Here is a 611-nt window from a genome sequence, read left to right on the forward strand (position 1 = left end):
GCCGCCTTAACCAGTTCCAGGACGCGTCTGTCACCGACTCGATGCCGCACTCGGTCCATCAGGGCCGAATGCGAGATTTCATCGAAACAGGCCGTGATGTCTCCCTCGACGATCCACTCATAATTGCGTGGCCGTGAAGCGAGATAGCGCACCTCGGCTACCGCGTCATGAGCCCGGCGGTTCGGGCGGAACCCGTAGGAACACGGGAGGAAATCCGCCTCGAAAATTGGCTCCAGCACCAGTTTCAAAGATGCCTGGACCACCCGGTCGGTGACGGTCGCGATCCCCAGACGGCGGAGCTTCCCGCCCGTCTTCGGGATCATGCGCTCCCGCACCGGTAGCGGGCGAAAACTGCGGTCCTTCAACTGCGACCGCAGTCCGTCGAGAAAATCCCCGACGCCCTGCCCGGCCTCGACCGAGCGGGCCGTGCGCCCGTCCACTCCGGCCGTGCGGGCCCCCTTGTTACCCCTCACCCGATCCCAGGCCACCAGAAGGAAACCGGGATCGGCAACGAGGTTGTAGAGGTCGCCGAACCTGCGATGGGAATCATCACGGGCCCAACGGTGCAGCTTGGTCTGGATATTCAGTACCCGTCGCTCCGCCATGTATAA

1 protein-coding gene is annotated in these 611 nt (G+C 63.5%); it reads right to left on the reverse strand.

Annotation, left to right across the window (positions count from 1 at the left end):
* Positions 1-611: reverse transcriptase domain-containing protein (locus tag I8N67_RS41880; RefSeq protein WP_267912912.1), on the reverse strand; the 611-nt coding region annotated here is incomplete at both ends.

This window comes from Streptomyces adelaidensis, from assembly GCF_016598475.1.
GTDB lineage: Bacteria > Actinomycetota > Actinomycetes > Streptomycetales > Streptomycetaceae > Streptomyces > Streptomyces adelaidensis.